This is a genomic window from Compostimonas suwonensis (assembly GCF_002797855.1).
Classification (GTDB): Bacteria; Actinomycetota; Actinomycetes; order Actinomycetales; family Microbacteriaceae; genus Compostimonas; species Compostimonas suwonensis.
This window is the reverse complement of the sequence record NZ_PGFB01000003.1, coordinates 594,191-610,185: the sequence shown is the minus strand read 5'-3', so window position 1 is coordinate 610,185 and position 15,995 is coordinate 594,191. Positions and strand designations below refer to the sequence as shown.

Genomic DNA, 15,995 nt, shown 5'->3' with positions numbered 1-15,995 from the left:
TTATGGCGGCGGCATCCGCGAGTCGGCGGCATCCGCTCAGATGACGGGCGGGCGGCCGGCGGCGGTCATGCGCCACACGGTGCGCCAGCTGATCGGCCGTCGTTCACCCGGGTCGCTGCGCCAGCCCTCGAGCCAGCCGCCGAACCAGGCGCGCAACGCCTGCGGGCGACGTGCCCAGCGCAGGATCTGCACCCCCGTCCACGACCCGACGTAGAGCGGAACGAGCGCCGCCGGCAGGTTGCGCCGGGCCAGCCAGACCCGGTTGCGGGCGTTCAGGCGGTAGTAGTAGCTGTGCCGCGTGGGCTCGATGGCCGGGTGATTGGCCTCCAGCTCTCCCGCGTACCAGGTGCGTTTCCCCTGATCCCAGACCCGCCATGCGAGCTCTATGCCTTCGTGGGCATAGAAGAACGGATCCGCCCAGCCGCCGGTCGCGTCGAATACCGCGCGCGGCAACAACACGGCGCCCTCCCACACCGAGAAGACGTTGCTCGAGTGGGCGGCATCCCCTTTGCGGATGCGCGGCACCCATCGCCGGGGCGCCGTCGTGCCCGAGGGGTCGACGACCCGCGGCTGCACGAGACCGATGCCCGGGTCGGCTTCGATGAGCCCGATCGCGGTGCGCAGGAACCCCGGATGGGCGAGGCTCGCGTCGTCGTCGAGGAAGAAGACGTACTCGCCCTCCACGAGCCGCACCCCTCGGTTGCGCCCTGCCGGGATGCCCAGGTTCTCGGGCAGGTGCAGGGTCTTCACACCGGCGGGCAGGCCGGTCGGGTCCCAGCCGTTGCCCACGCAGACGATGTCGAGCACGACGCCGCGCTGGTCGAGCAGGCTCCGGATGCCGCGAGCCAGATCCTGCTCGCGCGTGCCCTGGGTGAGCACCACGACCCCGACGCGCGGCAGCCGCGCGTCGGGCCCCGCGGGCTCACGCTCGGCGGGCGCAGGCTCGGCGGGCGCAGGCTCGGCCGGCCCCTCAGGCCCGGACACGCTTGGAGGCCATGATCGCGACGAAGTGGCCGATCACGGCGAGGATCGACAGAGGAACGAGGGCCACGAGCAGCACTCGGTCGGCGAGCTCGCCGCCCACGAAGACGCCGACGATGGCTGTGATGAACGCGAGGATGGTCAGTTCGACGGAGTGGTAGAGGCGGTGGAACGGCAGGAACCGGGCGAGCCGGCGGGCCCGCGCGACGAGGCCGCCGGTCGGTTCGGACTCCCCGCGGCGGTCGGCGAGCTTGGTGAGGCCCGCGTTGGCCCGCGCCACGTGGACCATGTCGTTGAGCGCCTTGTTGAGCACGATCACGAGGGCGAGCAGCGCGCCCAGCGTCGTCCAGAGGAAGTCGTCGGGGAAGTCGAGCGGATACCCGGCGGCGCGGATGCCGAGGGCGAGCGGAATGAGCGCCTCGGTCGTGTAGTGCCCGACCTTGTCGAGGAAGACGCCGGCGGGCGAGGAGGTTCCGCGCCAGCGCGCGACCTCGCCGTCACAGCAGTCGACGAGCATCTGCAGCTGGCCGAGCACGAGCGCGAGCACCGCGCCCGTGATGCCGGGCACGAGCAGCGCCGCGGCGGTCGACCAGCCCACCAGGATCATGAGCCCGGTGACGCCGTTGGCGCTGATCGAGGTCTTGAGCAGAAGCCAGGTGAGGTAGGGCGAGAGCTTGCGCAGGTAGAGCGAGGCCGTCCAGTGCTCGGCGTTGCGGCGTTGGCGAACGGCATCCGGCTGGGCGACGGAGCGCAGCTCGGCGATGCTCGTGGGCCGGCCGGCGTGCGCGGTGGGCGTGGCCGGGCCCGGCGCGTCAGGCCGGCGCTGATGGGGCTGATGCGGGGAGGTCATGTCGCGTCACCTCCCCGTGTGAGCCGTGATGTTCTTCGTGAGCTTGAAGAAACCGAGCACGAAGCCGATCCCCCAGCTGAAATGGATGCACGGCAAGACTATGAGAAACCACAGCGAGGAGCGAAGTCCGTCGCGCACGCCGACCGCGAGCATCGCGACGATGACGATGAGCGCGTAGAACGCGGGGGCCGCGAAGCCGATGAGCAGCCAGGGCGCGACCCCGGATGCCGCCTGCACGACGCCCGCGAGGCCGAGGAGGGTGCCCAGCACGACCACGAGCACCATCGCCGGGGGCGCGAAGTAGCGCACCGAGTTGGAGGCCGGGAAGCGGTTCGCGAGCTCGCCGCGCCAGAGGCCGGTGGAGAGGAACTGCCGGGCGAGACGGGGCAGGCTCGCACGGGGGCGGTAGACGACCGTGAGCGCGGGCGTGAACCACACGGTTCCGCCGTTCCTGCGCAGGCGGCGGTTGAGCTCCCAGTCCTGGCCGCGCTTGATCTCCTCGTCGAAGAGCCCCACCCTCAGCAGGCTCTCGCGCCGGAAGACGCCGAGGTAGACGGTCTCGGCGGGCCCTTCGGCGCCGCCCACGTGGATGGGCGTGCCGCCGAGGCCGACCCGGGAGCCGTAGGCGCGGGCGACGGCTTTCTCGAACGCCGTCGTGCCTTCGGCGGCCATGACCCCGCCGACGTTGTCGGCTCCGGTGCGCAGGATGGTCTCGACCGCGAGAGCCGTGTAGTCGGGCGGCAGCACCGAGTGGGCGTCGACCCGCACGACGATCGGATACCGGGATGCGCGGATGGCGATGTTGAGGCCCGCGGGCGTCGATCCCACCTCGTTGTCGATCACGTGGACGCGCTCATCGGTCGCCGAGAGCTCTGCGACGAGCTCCGTGGTGCCGTCGATGCTGGGGCCGAGGGCGATCGTGACCTCGAAGGGGCCGTCGTACCGCTGACCGAGCAGGCTGTCGACGGCCGCGCGCACGTGGGTCACGTCGTTGAGCACGGGCATCACGTAGGAGACCCCGGGAAGCGGGTTGGCGTCGTCGCCGGGTTTCTGTTGCGCCATGCGGTCCACTACTCACTGATCAGGTCGGTCGAGCCTATCAGCGGGTCTGGGGCGCACGACGACGCTGCGCCGCCGGAACGTGTCCGGCGGCGCAGCGACGTGGTGGCGGGGCGCAGCGGGCTTATCCTGCGAACTCGCCGAGGGTGACCGTGACGGTCTGGGTCTTGCCGTCGCGCACGAAGGTCACGTCGGCCTCGCTGCCCGCGGCCAGGTAGCGCACCTGCGCGGTCAGGTCGATGCTGTCGGTGATCGGCACGCCGTTGAAGTTGGTGATGACGTCGCCCGACTTCAGGCCGGCCTTCTCGGCCGCCCCGCCCTGCGTGAGGTCTCCGAGGAGCGCGCCGGCGACGTCGCTCGTGCCGGAGGAGGAGGCGTCGGTCACTCCGGCGCCGAGCAGGCCGTGGCTGGCCGTGCCGTTCTGGATGAGCTCATCCGAGATGCGCTTGGCGAGGTTCGACGGGATCGCGAAGCCGACGCCGATGCTGCCGGCGGTCTCTCCGCTGCTGCCGGCGCCCGCGATGGCGACGTTGACGCCGATGAGCTGGCCCTTCGAGTTGAGCAGCGCGCCACCGGAGTTGCCCGGGTTGATCGCGGCATCCGTCTGGATGACCGAGAGCGAGATGCTCGACTGGGGCTGCTGCTGTTGCTGCTGCTGGCCTTCCTGGCCGGGGATGTCGAAGTTCCAGAAGTCGAACGGGCTCTGACCGCCCTGCTCGCCCTGGCCCTGGTCGCCCTGGTCGGGAGCCTGCTCGGTGTCTTTCGGGGCAGCCGAGGAGGCGACGGTGATGCTGCGGTTGAGCGCGCTCACGATGCCGTTGGTCACGGTGCCGGAGAGGCCGAGCGGAGCGCCGATCGCGATGGCGGTGTCGCCGACGTTGAGCTTCGAGGAGTCCGCGAAGGTGATCGGGGTGAGGCCCTTCGCGTCGTCGAGCTTGATGACGGCGATGTCGGCGACCGGGTCGGTTCCCACGACGGTGGCCGTGTAGAGCTTGCCGTCGTTGGCCTGCACCGAGATGGTGGGGTTGGCGATCTGGCCGTCGAGCGTCACGACATGCGTGTTGGTGAGCACGTAGCCGTCCTCGGTCAGGATGACGCCGGAGCCGGTGCCCGCGGAGCCGTCACCCTGCACCGAGATGGTGACGACGCTCGGCGATGCGTTGGCCGCGACCGCGGTGATCGTGTTGACGTCGTCGGTGTTGTTGACGACGACGGTTCCCGAGCCCGTGTTGGAGCTGCTCACGACCGTGGGGTTCTGGCTGAACGCCCAGACCGCGACGCCGGCGCCCGAGGCGCCTCCGAGCAGTGCGCCGACCGCGAGGGCCGCGATGACGGCGACGCCGCCCTTGCTGCCGCTCTTCTTGGGGGCCTTGGCGCCGAGGGTCGGGGGAAGGGGCTGAGTGGGCGCGGTCGCATAGTTCTGCTGCGCGGCGTGCGGGGCGTAGCCCGGTGTGCCGGCGGCGGGCTGGCCGAACGACCCGTGACCGTAGTCGGCGGTCGGCTGGGCCTGCGCGGGGGCGCCGTACGGCGCGGTGTGGTTGGGGGCCGCGTGGTTGGGAGCGGAGGGGCCGGCGACGGTCGGCGGGATGACGGGGACCACGGGCGGCACGACGGGAGTCGGCGCAGCGGGGGTGTGCGCCGCCGGGGTGTGCGCAGCGGGGGTCTGCGGAGCGGGGGTCTGCGCAGCGGGCGCGGGAGCCGCGGGAGCAGCAGGAGCCTGCGTGGCAGGGGTGTGGGCGACGGGAGCCTGCGCGGCAGGAGCCTGCACGGGCGCCGCCGGCGTCTGCTCTGCGGGAGTCTGCGCGACCGGCGCGGGTGCCGGCACGGCCGGAGGCGTGACGGGCTGCTGCGCGACGTACGGAGACGGAGCCGGTGCCTCGACGGGCGCGGCCGGAGGCGTGACGGGCTGCGGTGCGACGGACTGATCGGCGACCGGCTGAGCGCTGGTGTGAGCACTCGCGAGCGTCTCGCTCGGCTGCGTTCCTGTCGCCTGCTGCGTCGCTGCTGCCTGCTGCGTCTCTGCGGCCGGCTGGCTCGGTGTCGCGGTCGGCTCGGCGGCCGGAGTGGTCTCGGCGGCCGGTGTCGGAGACGCCGGGGTCGGGGTCGTCTCGGGAGCGCCGGCCTGAGCCGATGCCGCGTTCTCGTCGGAGGTGGATTCGGGTTCGTGCGAAGTCTCAGTCATGGGGTGCTCCTTCCAAGCAAGGCTAGCTTCCAACTCGAAGCTGTACGTTGTCTCTGCGATAACTGGGAGCCGACCTGATGGTTCCGGTGACCTTGCCCGGGTGCCTGCCCAGCCCGTTTTCTGCCGCCGTCTCAGCAGCCCGGCGCTGTGCGCACGACGCCGCATTCCCCGGTCACGACGACGGTTCCGGCCTGCCGGATCGCGGCTGCGATGGGGGTGCCGGCGCTGTCGAGGGTGCCCTCGATACGCCGCCACGTCATCCCTGCGAAACGATACTCCGCGCGGTAGACGGCCGTCGGGGTGATGGTGAAGTTCCCAGCATTGTGAAAGGCATGGCTCGTGGATGTCGCGGAGAACTCGGGCAGCGACAGCTCAGCCCAGCGCGCGCCGCCCGTCCCCGACCGCCGTGTCTCGCCGTCGCCGTAGTCCCACGCGTAGCCGACCGGCACGAACCGCACCTCGGCGGGGAAGCCCAGCAGCGATCCGCTCTGCTCGTGGGTGCCCGCCGAGGAGACGAGGTTCGTCTCGAGCCCGGCCACGCCCCAGCCGTTCGGCTCCATCGCCGCGACCGGCGGCTGCGGACGGAAGCCCACCAGATCGCTCAGCTCCACGGTGAGCTCCGCCGGATCGGGCGCCTCGTAGTCGACGCACACGAGCGCCCTGCCATCGCGCCCCGCGACGCAGTTGTCGGGAACCGCCGGAGCACCCGCACCGCCCGACCCCGCACCCGCACCGGAGCCGTCACCCGTGTCGCCGCCCGAGCCGCCCCGGCCCGCTCCGTCGCTCCCGGGTCCGCCGGCGACCCCTCCGTCGCTCCCGGATGCCCCGCCACCCTCACCCGCCCACAGCTCGACCTCATCGCCCCGCACGGTGCCGCTGTGCGCTGGCGGTTTTGCTCCCGAACAAAACCCGCTCGCAATCTCAAACTGAGTGCAGCCATCTGAGGCCGGCGTAGCTGGAAGCACACCCAAACTCATCGACATCGAAACGATTAGCAGAAGCTCTCGCCGGACCATGGCTCACTCTGACTAACCCTAAGAGTCCTAGATTGCTCGCTCGATTCGAGGAGCACTTCCAGCGCGACACGAGTTATTCGATCCTTCGGCGTAATGTCCAGACCATTTGCATCCCGAATTGTTATCGCAGCCACGTCAGAGCAGACGTAGAGACTCACCTGCAGCTCATCGCCTTTCTCTTCAATCTTCTGGATCGAAGCAGTGTCAAATGTTGAGTTTCCTTCCTGGTAGATGCCCTGATCTCGAAGGGTTTGGAACGACTGAATCTCCCTCCCCGCCCACGCCCCGCTCGCAACCTGCTTAATCCTCTCGGGATTGGCGCCTCCCTCGTTTGCGATCAGATCGCTCATCGCCAGATACGCCGCGTACGCCTCGGTGGCTGCGGCGAGCGCCTCCTCGTCGGTCGCGAAGACGGCGGAATCGGTCGGGGCCGAGGAGGTGCTGCTCGGCGGATCCGGCGGCACGGTGCATCCGCTCAGCGTGATCGCGCCCAGCACGACGACAACGGCGGCAGCCCCCACCCGGGCGACGATTCGTTCGAACATGCCTCAACGCTAGAACAGCCGGCCGTCATGCCGCTGTTTCTCTCCACACCCTGTTGTCCACAACCGTCGCCTTCGCAGACGACGACTCACATCCGTGTCGCGGCCCGCGTCCGGCGACTCCGGCATCCGTTAGCGTGGTCGCACAGCACATCCACTCTCGCGACGGAGGCACCATGTCACTCTCCGGTCCGTCACCCATCGGTCCGTCACTCTCCGGCCCGTGGCGGCGCGCCGCTGCCGGCGCAGGCCTCCTCGGGTCCGACGGTGCGGTGAGGCCCACGATCTTCGCCGAGATGAGCGCGCTCGCGAGCAGCACGGGTGCGATCAACCTCGGGCAGGGCTTCCCCGACGAAGACGGGCCGGCCGAGGTGCTCGACGCGGCCCGCGAGGCGATCGCGCAGGGGGTGAACCAGTACCCGCCCGGGCGAGGGTCGGCCGTGCTGCTCGAGGCGATCGCCGCCCACCAGCACCGCTTCTACGGGCTCGACGTCGATCCGCAGCGCGAGGTGCTCGTGACCGCCGGCGCCACGGAGGCCCTCGCCGCGACGATCCTCGGCCTCGTCGAGGAGGGCGACGAGGTGCTGACCCTCGAGCCGTTCTACGACGCCTACGGAGCCCTCATCGAGCTGGCTCGTGGCGTGCACACCACGGTGCCGCTGCGCTCCCCCGACTTCCTGCCCGACCACGGCGAGCTGCGCGCGGCGGTGACCGACCGCACGCGGCTCATCCTGATCAACTCGCCGCACAATCCGACCGGCTCCGTGCTGCCGGTCGAGACGCTCGACCTCATCGTCGAGCTCGCCCACCGCCACAACGCGATCATCGTGACCGACGAGGTCTACGAGCACCTCACCTTCCGGGTCGCGCACGTGCCGATCGCGTCCCGCCCCGGCGCGCGGGAGCGCACGATCACGATCTCCTCGGGCGGCAAGACGTTCAGCACGACCGGCTGGAAGATCGGCTGGGCCATCGCCCCGAGCGAGCACATCACGGCGATCCTGGCCGTCAAGCAGTTCCTCACCTACGTGAACGGCGCGCCGTTCCAGCCGGCGACCGCGCTCGGGCTCGGCCTGCCCGACGAGTTCTTCGTCTCGGCGGCGGCGACGCTGGAGCGCAAGCGCGACATCCTCTCGGCCGGTCTGAGCGCAGCGGGCTTCACCGTCTCGCGTCCGCAGGGCGGCTACTTCGTGATCGCGGATGCCGCACCCCTCGGCTACGCAGACGCCGCCGACTTCTGCCGCCGCCTGCCCGAGCTCGCCGGTGTCGTGGGGGTTCCGCTCTCGGCGTTCTGCCATCCGCGTATGGCGGCCGAGACGGCATCCCTCGTGCGTTTCGCCTTCTGCAAGCGCGTGGACGTGCTCGAGCGCGCCGCCGTCCAGCTCGCCGGCCTCTGACGCCCGCCTCCGCCGTCCCGCTCGCCGCCCTCCGCCGCCCTGCCCTTCCGCGGCCCCGCCGTCACACCCCACCACCCCGCCCCGTCCCGCTCGCCGCCCTGCGCCGCCCCGCGCCGCCCCGCTCTTCCGCCACCCTGCGCCGCCTTGCCCTTCCGCGGCCCCGCTGTCACACCCGCCCCGTCCCGCTCGCCGCCCTGCGCCGCCCCGCGCCGCCCCGCTCTTCCGCCGCCCCGCCGTCGCGCCCTTCCGCCGCCCCGCCCGCCTGTGCACGCGCCGGTCGTTCGGCGCCGAGCACGGGCGAAGCCATTCGCCGAGCGCGGGTTTGTTCGCCAGCGCGCCACACCGAGGCTCGTCGCCCGCGAACAAACCCGCGCTCGCGAGAAAACCCGGGGTCGACGAAATGGGGCGACGCCGAGCGCGGGGTTGTTCGCGACCGCGGTGCACCGAAGCTCGTCGCCCGCGAACAAACCCGCGCTCGCGAAAACCCGGGGTCGCGAAAACCCGGGCTCGACGGAATGGGACGGCACCGAGAGCCCACGGTCGGCGAGAGGGCACGACAGCGGGGCAGCCTCAGCGAGAGGGCACGACGGCGGGGGCTGCAGCGACGAGGCGCCCGGAGCAGCCCGGCCGCCCGCGCGGCCGCGGCTCAGCGGGGAACGACGGTGAAGCGGCGCAGGGCGAGGGCGGGGTTGACCGCGCGCACGCGCTCGATGCGGTCGACGCGGATGTGGGCGACCGCGACATCCGTCTCGTCGCCGATCGTCACGAGCTCGACGCCCATGGGGTCGACGACCATGCTGTTGCCCACGCCGACGGGCGGCACGTGGTCGGCGGCGGCCACGTAGACGGTGTTCTCGAGTGCCCGCGCGGTGACGAAGGTGCGCCAGTGGTGCTCTTTGAGCGGTCCGCGAACCCATTCGGAGGGCACGACGACGAGTTGCGCCCCGGCGTCGACGACCCGCCGGGTGACCTCGGGGAACCGCAGGTCGTAGCAGGTCTGCAGCCCCACGACCACGCCGTCGACCGTGAAGGTCTCCGGCTCCGCGACCGGGCCGGGCACGACCCAGTCGGACTCGCGCTGGCCGAAGGCGTCGTAGAGGTGCATCTTGCGGTAGCTCGCGACGACGGCGTTGGCCGGCGACACGGCGACGAGGGTGTTCGAGAAGCGCTCGGGGTCGTCGCTCGTCTCGAGCATTCCCGCGACGAGGTAGACGCCGAACTCGACGGCCAGGTCGGTGAGCGCGGCGACGAAGGCCCCGTCGAACGACTCGGCGGCCTCGACGGATGCCGGGCCCAGCGGATTCGCGAAATGGGAGGCGTATTCGGGCAGCACGACCAGTCGCGCACCCCGTTGCGCCGCGGTCTTCACGAGCGCGCGGATCGCGGCCAGATTCGCCGCCTTGTCGTCCGTGGGCGCGAACTGCGCGACGGCCACCCCGATCTCGGTCATTCCATCACCTCGAGGCAACCCTACTCGCGCCTACTCGGCGACGTCGGCGGCCTCGGCCGAAGCCATGTCCGCGGTCCCGCAGGCACCGGCGAGGGAGCCCTCGGGATCACGGGCGACCGGAGCGCCGGTAGCAGCGCCCGCATCCGCCTACACGGCACCCGCTCCACGAACGGCGGCACCGGCATCCGCCCCCACGCCCTCGACACCACCGGCACCACCACCCTCGACGCCCTCGACACCACCGTCGGCATCAGCAGCACCAGCAGCACCGCCCGCATCAGCACCCCTCGCGTCCGCCGCCGGCAGCGTCACGCGGAACGTCGAGCCGACGCCCTCCTCGCTCTCGACGCCCAGGACGCCCTCGTGGGCCGCGACGATCGCATGCGTGACGCTGAGGCCGAGCCCGATGCCCTGCACGGCGTTGCGGGCGGATGCCGCGCTGCGGAAGAACCGCGTGAAGATCTGCTCGAGATCCTCGTCGGAGATGCCGACGCCCGTGTCGCTCACGAAGAGCTCGACGGAGCCGTCGCGCAGCACGAGCCCCGTCGTCACGGTGCCGCCGTGCGGGGTGAACTTGATGGCGTTGGAGATGAGGTTGTCGCAGACCTGCCCGAGGCGCAGCGCCTCGCCGAGCACCGCGGGGATCTCGCCGTCGACGGCGAGCTCGAGCACGATGCCGGCGGCGTTCGCCGCGGGGAGGGCCGCCTCGACGGAGGCCTCGAGCACGGTCACGAGATCGACGGTCGTGGCATCCATCAGGATCGTGCCGGCGGCGAACTGGCTCGTGAAGAGCAGGTCGCCCACGAGCCGGTCGAGGCGCCCGACGTTGCGCTCGGTGATGTCGAGGTAGCGCCGCTGCTGCTCGCCCAGCGGCTCGAGCTCGTCGCGCAAGACCTCGAGGTAGCCGAGGATGGAGCTCAGCGGGGTGCGCAGCTCGTGGGAGACGAGCGCGATGAACTCGTCTTTGAGCCGCGACACCTCGAGCGAGGCGGTCATGTCGATCGCGATGAGGATGAACCCGACGCGGTTGCCGTCGGAGTCGACGTGCGGCGAGACCCGCAACTGCACGGGCAGCTCGCTGCCGTCTCTGCGCACGTAGTGCCAGAGGGTGGCGGGGTCGACGATCTCGAGCAGGGCGTCGATCACCTGGGCGCCGGAGGGCGTCTCGTTGCCTTCGAGGGCGAGCCGGGTGCGGGCGCCGAGCGACCGCTCCTCGAACTGGCCCTCTCTGATGAGCTTCAGCGCCGACATCCGGCCTTCGACCTCGGCGGCCGTGTAGCCGAGCATGAGCTCGGCGCCCGGGTTGAAGGCGCGCACGACGCCGGAGAGATCCGTCTCGATGACGGCCTGACCGGTGATCGAGTTCCAGATGCTGACCCGGAAGGCCTGCTCTTCGAGCAGCCTCGCCTCCTGGATCTCGAGGGCCGCGGCCCGCTGCTCGCTCTCGATGAGCAGGGTCTGCTTCTCGTCGCGCAGGGCTTCGGCCGAGCGCACCCGCAAGCGCAGCCGATGCGAGAGGTCGTTGATGATGCCGGCGGCGAGCGTGAAGACGAGCGGGGTGTAGAAGGCGCGGAAGATCTGACCGTCGACGCTGAGCAGCCCCGGCTGCAGCAGGAAGGGCAGGGCCTGGGTCGCGACGACCGCGAGCATGGCGAAGACGACGAAGCGCACGCCCTCCTCCGCCGCGATCCAGACGACGGGCAGCAGGATGAGCGCGCTGTAGATGGAGGTGAAGCCGCCCGTGCCCATCCGGAAGAGACCGATGGCCAGGAGCGAGACCACGGGGATCAGCAGGCCCCAGAAGTGCGGGATGCGCTCCCACGGCACGATGACGGAGGCGATGGTGGCGATCACGAGCAGCGCGATGCCCGAGACGGCCCAGCCGAGATCCTGGATGCCGATGCCCGGGATGAGCGTCAGGAACAGGCCGACGGCGAAGGCGATCGCGATCGGGGCCTGCTTGATCGAGGGCGGAGGCGAGTCGATGTCGAACTGCTCCATAAAGCGCGCTACCGCCACGGTCGACTACCCCCTTCGATCCAGCGAAAGCTCTCAGTGACCGCGGCGGCTCTGGAGGCCGCCATCGCCAGTGGAATTCACTCTAGAGGTCATTCCGCCTCGCGCCCGACAGTTGACGTGAACTGGGGTACCTAACAGGATTCCCTCATCAGGGGTGATATATCGCGCGCGGAAACCTTGCGCTCACCCCCGCAAGTGCGGTAAACCTCAGGTAGGCCTCCCTAGCGGCCTCAGTGGAACGGATCACCCGAATGAAGACGTCTGCCGCTGTGCATTGAGTAAGACGACCTCTCGATGCGCACGCTCAACCCGAATGCTCGTGTGAGCTCCCTCCCCGGGAGCCGGCTTCGTGTGCGCCCCCGTCCCGGCCGGACTCCGGCCGACACCGCGATGGATGACGACCCATCCCCCCGGTAGCCGGCACGTGCAATGGTCGAGATCTTCGGACGACAAGCCGAGCTTCAGCGGATAACCACTCTCGCTGAGGCCCCGAAGGAGAGCGCGCTGCTCATCCTGGGCGACCGGGGCGCAGGCAAGAGCCTCCTGCTCGAGGCCGCGCACGCGAGCTCCTCGATCCCGGCCGTGATCCTGCGCACCAATCCCAACGAGGCGGATTGGCCGCTCTCCGGGTTCTCCTCGGTGTTCGCCTCGATCGACGACGCCCGGGCCGCGGAGTTCGGCGGGCGATTCACCCTCCGCTCCACCGACGAGGAGCACATGTTCTCGGCCGCGCGCGATCTGCTCTCGGTGCTGCGCGGGCTCTCGCTCGAGCCCATCCTCGTGCTCGTCGACGACATCGATCACATGGATGCCGCGAGCCAGGTGCTCATCGGATTCATGGCGGGCCGGCTCGCGGGCACGGGCCTGCGGCTCGTGGTGACCGCGACATCCGTCGACGAGCGCAGCCCGCTCGCCGGCATGCCGCTGCTGACGCTCGCGCCGCTCGACACGGCGCAGTCGTTCGAGCTCGCCCTCTCGCTCAGCGGCCCCGTGCGCGACGAGGGCACGCTGCGGGTGCTCGCCTGGCAGAGCGCCGGCATCCCGCTCGCCCTGATCGACAACCTCCGGGTGCTCAACGACGATCAGCTGCGCGGCCACGCCGCCCTGAGCCTCCCCCCGCATCTGGGCTCGATCACCGAGTCGTCGGCGGCCGCCCGGCTGAGCGAGCTCGGCATGGCGCAGCGCGCGGTGCTCGAACGGATCGCACTCGCCCCGCTCACGAGCCTCGCCGCGCTGACCCGGGGCGATGAGGACGACGCCGACGTGACCGACGATCTGCTCACCGACGACTGGATCGTCGCCCGTGGGCCGTTCGTGCAGCTGAGCGATCCCCTCATCCGCTCGTATCTGTGGTGGAGCCTGGATGCGCGCAGCCGCCGGGAACTGCATCACGAGCTCGCCGACGCCCACGCCGGTGTCGACGACCGGCTGTCGGAGTGGCACAGGAGCTTTCTTCCGGGCACGGCGCCTCCGGCGGGCTGCGGGCTGCTGAGCGCGGCCGTCGCCTTCGAGCGCGAGGGGTTCTCCGACGCGGCGATCGAGTTCGGCGACCGCGCGCCTCATGAGGAGGACGGCGACACCGGCAACCCCTGGCGGCTCCTCGATCTCGTCGAAGCCTTCCTCCTGCACGGTGAGCTGTCGTATGCCGCCCGCTATCTCGTGCGCGCCCGCTACGAGACGAAGGGCCCGGCGCTGCTGCGGCTCGCCGCGCTCGAGGCGAGCATCGAGTTCGCCCGCGACCAGCAGGTCGCGCTGAGCGACGTCGACATGTGGGCGGGCATCTACTCCGAAGACGACCCGCACGGCGCCGTGCGCCTGCTCGCGATCGCCGCGAGCTTCCACGCCGACCGCTGGGATCTGGATGCCGCACGCCGCCTTCTCGATCAGGCCTCCTCCATCGCCCCCTCGATCGAGACCGAGTCGTATGTGTCGGCGGCGCGGATGCTCGCCGACTCGATCGACGGACACCTCCCGCCCAACGCCGAGCTCTTCGACGATCTCAACAGCCGGGTGCTCGCCGAGCTGCCGGCCGCGGTGCTCGCAGCGCTCGCGAGGAGCCTGAGCCTCGCCGACCGCTTCGCGGAGGCGCGCCGGGTCTGCGGCATCGTGCTCAACCGTCCGCGCGGGCTCGAGCCGATCTGGGAGGAGGCCACACAGGGCCTGCTCGCCGACGTCGAGATCCGGGCCGGCAGCTTCTTCCGCGCCCGCACGACGCTCGACATCTGGCGCGCGACATCCGATCAGAGCCAGCCGAGCCGCTCGTCGCGCACCCTGCTGCTCGCCTGGGACGCGCACCTGCACGGCCGCGCGAGCGAACGCGACACCCTCTTCACCGAGGCCCTCGACGAGTCGGCGCACGAGCGCAACCACTCGGTCGTCGCGCAGCTGCTCGCCTTCCGCGGCAGCCTGGCCCTCGCCCGTCGCGACGGAGAGGAGGCCGTCCGTCTGCTGCGACGGGCCGAGGCGGCCATCCCGAACGTGCGCAATCCGGGCCTGCTGCGCCATACCGGCGACCTCATCGAGGCGTACACGCTCACCGGCAGGATGCGGGAGGCGCAGCTCGCCTTCACCGAGCTGGAGCAGCAGCGGGAGCGCTATCCGAGCCGCTGGCTCGAGCTGGTGCTCGCCCGTACCCGGGCGCTCGTGGCGCCGGAGGAGTCGACGCTCGAGCTCTTCACCGCCGCCCTCGAGCTCTTCGAGGCCGACGACTCGCCGTTCGAGCGGGCCAAGACCCTCAACGCGCTCGCGACCCGGCTGAACCGTCTCGGCTTCGAGCACGAGAGCGAGACCACGCGGGCGGCGGCGGCCGCCGCCTTCGACGACGCCGGGGCGCACTCCTGGCTCTCCCCCGTGCGCGAGACCCCTCTGCCCGCCCACGACAGCGAGGATCATCCGCTGCTCAAGCTCCTCACCGACTCCGAGCGCACGGTCGCTCTTATGGTGCGCCAGGGCTATCGCAACAAGGAGATCGCCGACACGCTCTTCGTCTCCCTGCGCACCGTCGAGCTGCGGCTCACGAAGATCTTCCGCAAGGTGGGCGCCCGCTCGCGCTCGCACCTGGCCGCGCTGCTGTCCTGAGGCTCTCGCCCGAGGCCGTCGAGGCCCTGGACGCTGTGGACGCCGTCGAGGCCGTAGACGCCGCCGCCGCGAGCCGCCACGGGGCATCCCCCGCTCAGGACTGCCGGTGCGCCTCCCGGCGCGACGGGCTCTGCCACACGCCGCTCGAGGTGTGGAAGAAGGCGTCGGCCAGCGAGCGCAGGCAGATGCCGGCGTCCACGATCCGCACGAGCGGGAAGGCGAGTCCCCACAGCAGGTAGAGCGGCCGGCGCACCGCGACGGCCGCGAAGACGGTGAGCGCGTAGTCGGGCAGCAGCACGCCGAGCACGAGCAGGCCGGGCGGCACGACATCCGCGAACACCAGCGTGACCCCGCCGGGGTCGATCGCCGAGCCGCCGACGACGGTCGACGACAGCAGCACGATCAGGATCGGCAGGAACAGGATCATGAGCAGGCTGCTCGTGACGAGCTCGACGATGAGCAGGGTGAGCGCCACCCAGAAGGTGCGCAGGTGGAAGCCGTGCCGCTGCACCGTCTGCCAGAAGCCCAGGTTCCAGCGCCGCAGCTGCTTCACGTAGTCGTGCACGGTCTCGGGATCCTGCGTGTAGGCCACGGCCGCACCGGGACGGAAGGCGATGCGGCCGAGGCGTTTGGCGTGCACCTCGAAGGTCATGTTGTAGTCCTCGATCGTGAGGCCGTCGGCGGCGATGTCGATGTGTGCCAGGATGCCGGTGCGGTACATGCTCGCGAAGCCCGGCACGATCGAGATCGCGTTGACCGCCCGCGCCGCCTGCCCGAACTTGTGCAGGTACTGCACGGCGATGTAGGCGCGCTGACGGTACGCGCCGAGGATCTTGCCGACGAGCGTCTGGTCTCTCGGCTCATCCGTCGTCGACGCGAAGCCCGCGACGGCGACGACCTCCGGGCTGTCGAAGAGCGGCAGCCCCGTGTCGAAGTAGTCGGGCGCGAGCTGGGTGTCGGCGTCGAGCAGCAGCACGAGGGGAAACCGCCGGGCGATCTCGAAGTGCTCGAGACCGGCGATGATCGCGCCGGCCTTGCCGCGGTTCGGCGACAGCTCGAGCACCGAGGCGCCGAACAGCCGTGCGATCGCCGCCGTGTCGTCGGTCGAGCCGTCGGAGACGACGAAGAGGTTGGCGGCCGGAAGCTGCCGCCGGGCCGAGCGCAGGGTCTCCGAGATGACGAGCGCCTCGTCCTTCGCCGCGATCATGACGGCGACGTCGGTGCGCAAGGGGATCGGGGCCGACGGCGGGAGGTCTCGCGACATCCGCGCCCGGATCAGGCGGACGACCCCGACCGACGACCAGAGGATCGTGTTCACGCCCAGCACGAGCACGACCACGAGCAGGAAGGTCAGGAAGGTCTGCACGTTCCTCACGCTAAACGGGCGCCGCTCGGCGCGCACCGTATGCGCTCGCGGGAAC

Annotated in this window: 11 protein-coding genes; 2 read left to right on the top strand and 9 right to left on the bottom strand. The window is 70.9% G+C overall.

Annotated elements, in window-relative coordinates:
* Positions 1 to 36 precede the first annotated feature (36 nt).
* From CLV54_RS10605 to CLV54_RS10580, 6 genes are all read right to left on the bottom strand, one after another.
* The gene (locus CLV54_RS10605) at positions 37 to 900 is read right to left on the bottom strand and encodes a glycosyltransferase family 2 protein (protein ID WP_100345054.1); all 864 of its coding nucleotides are present in this window, start codon (positions 898 to 900) and stop codon (positions 37 to 39) included.
* Between the two features lie 70 nt (positions 901 to 970).
* Positions 971 to 1,831: a CDP-alcohol phosphatidyltransferase family protein gene (locus CLV54_RS10600; protein WP_100344918.1), complete on the bottom strand. Its 861-nt coding sequence runs from the start codon at positions 1,829 to 1,831 to the stop codon at positions 971 to 973.
* Positions 1,832 to 1,837: 6 nt separating this feature from the next.
* Complete coding sequence (locus CLV54_RS10595; RefSeq protein ID WP_100344917.1) at positions 1,838 to 2,893, bottom strand: glycosyltransferase family 2 protein; 1,056 nt, start codon at positions 2,891 to 2,893, stop codon at positions 1,838 to 1,840.
* A gap of 121 nt (positions 2,894 to 3,014) precedes the next feature.
* Complete coding sequence (locus CLV54_RS10590; protein WP_100344916.1) at positions 3,015 to 5,072, bottom strand: S1C family serine protease; 2,058 nt, start codon at positions 5,070 to 5,072, stop codon at positions 3,015 to 3,017.
* Positions 5,073 to 5,203: 131 nt separating this feature from the next.
* Entirely contained in the window at positions 5,204 to 5,941 is a 738-nt protein-coding gene (locus CLV54_RS17510) for a hypothetical protein (RefSeq protein WP_157802919.1), read from the bottom strand.
* Between the two features lie 122 nt (positions 5,942 to 6,063).
* Positions 6,064 to 6,633 (bottom strand): hypothetical protein, encoded by a 570-nt coding sequence (locus CLV54_RS10580; RefSeq protein WP_100344914.1) that lies wholly within the window; start codon positions 6,631 to 6,633, stop codon positions 6,064 to 6,066.
* 173 nt (positions 6,634 to 6,806) lie between these two features.
* On the opposite strand from CLV54_RS10580, the gene CLV54_RS10575 reads away from it, so the two are divergent.
* Positions 6,807 to 8,027 carry an aminotransferase class I/II-fold pyridoxal phosphate-dependent enzyme gene (locus CLV54_RS10575; RefSeq protein WP_100345053.1) on the top strand — a complete coding sequence of 407 codons (1,221 nt, stop codon included), beginning with the start codon at positions 6,807 to 6,809 and terminating at the stop codon, positions 8,025 to 8,027.
* A 646-nt stretch (positions 8,028 to 8,673) separates the two neighbouring features.
* Here CLV54_RS10575 and CLV54_RS10570 read toward each other — a convergent pair.
* The gene (locus CLV54_RS10570) at positions 8,674 to 9,477 is read right to left on the bottom strand and encodes a carbon-nitrogen hydrolase family protein (protein ID WP_100344913.1); all 804 of its coding nucleotides are present in this window, start codon (positions 9,475 to 9,477) and stop codon (positions 8,674 to 8,676) included.
* Between the two features lie 147 nt (positions 9,478 to 9,624).
* Positions 9,625 to 11,496: a sensor histidine kinase gene (locus CLV54_RS10565; RefSeq protein ID WP_157802918.1), complete on the bottom strand. Its 1,872-nt coding sequence runs from the start codon at positions 11,494 to 11,496 to the stop codon at positions 9,625 to 9,627.
* Between the two features lie 429 nt (positions 11,497 to 11,925).
* Here CLV54_RS10565 and CLV54_RS10560 point away from each other — a divergent pair, with 429 nt between their 5' ends.
* The gene (locus CLV54_RS10560) at positions 11,926 to 14,574 is read left to right on the top strand and encodes a helix-turn-helix transcriptional regulator (RefSeq protein WP_100344911.1); all 2,649 of its coding nucleotides are present in this window, start codon (positions 11,926 to 11,928) and stop codon (positions 14,572 to 14,574) included.
* 94 nt (positions 14,575 to 14,668) lie between these two features.
* On the opposite strand, the gene CLV54_RS10555 is transcribed toward CLV54_RS10560, so the two are convergent.
* Positions 14,669 to 15,940, bottom strand: coding sequence for a glycosyltransferase family 2 protein (locus CLV54_RS10555; RefSeq protein WP_245861582.1), 1,272 nt, complete (start codon positions 15,938 to 15,940; stop codon positions 14,669 to 14,671).
* Positions 15,941 to 15,995: the final 55 nt, after the last annotated feature.

Coding starts and splice junctions, on each gene's coding strand:
- CLV54_RS10575 (WP_100345053.1), top strand. CDS start 6,807: ATGTCACTCTCCGGTCCGTCACCCATCGGTCCGTCACTCTCCGGCCCG.
- CLV54_RS10580 (WP_100344914.1), bottom strand. CDS start 6,633: ATGTTCGAACGAATCGTCGCCCGGGTGGGGGCTGCCGCCGTTGTCGTC.
- CLV54_RS10590 (WP_100344916.1), bottom strand. CDS start 5,072: ATGACTGAGACTTCGCACGAACCCGAATCCACCTCCGACGAGAACGCG.
- CLV54_RS10595 (WP_100344917.1), bottom strand. CDS start 2,893: ATGGCGCAACAGAAACCCGGCGACGACGCCAACCCGCTTCCCGGGGTC.
- CLV54_RS10600 (WP_100344918.1), bottom strand. CDS start 1,831: ATGACCTCCCCGCATCAGCCCCATCAGCGCCGGCCTGACGCGCCGGGC.
- CLV54_RS10570 (WP_100344913.1), bottom strand. CDS start 9,477: ATGACCGAGATCGGGGTGGCCGTCGCGCAGTTCGCGCCCACGGACGAC.
- CLV54_RS10560 (WP_100344911.1), top strand. CDS start 11,926: ATGGTCGAGATCTTCGGACGACAAGCCGAGCTTCAGCGGATAACCACT.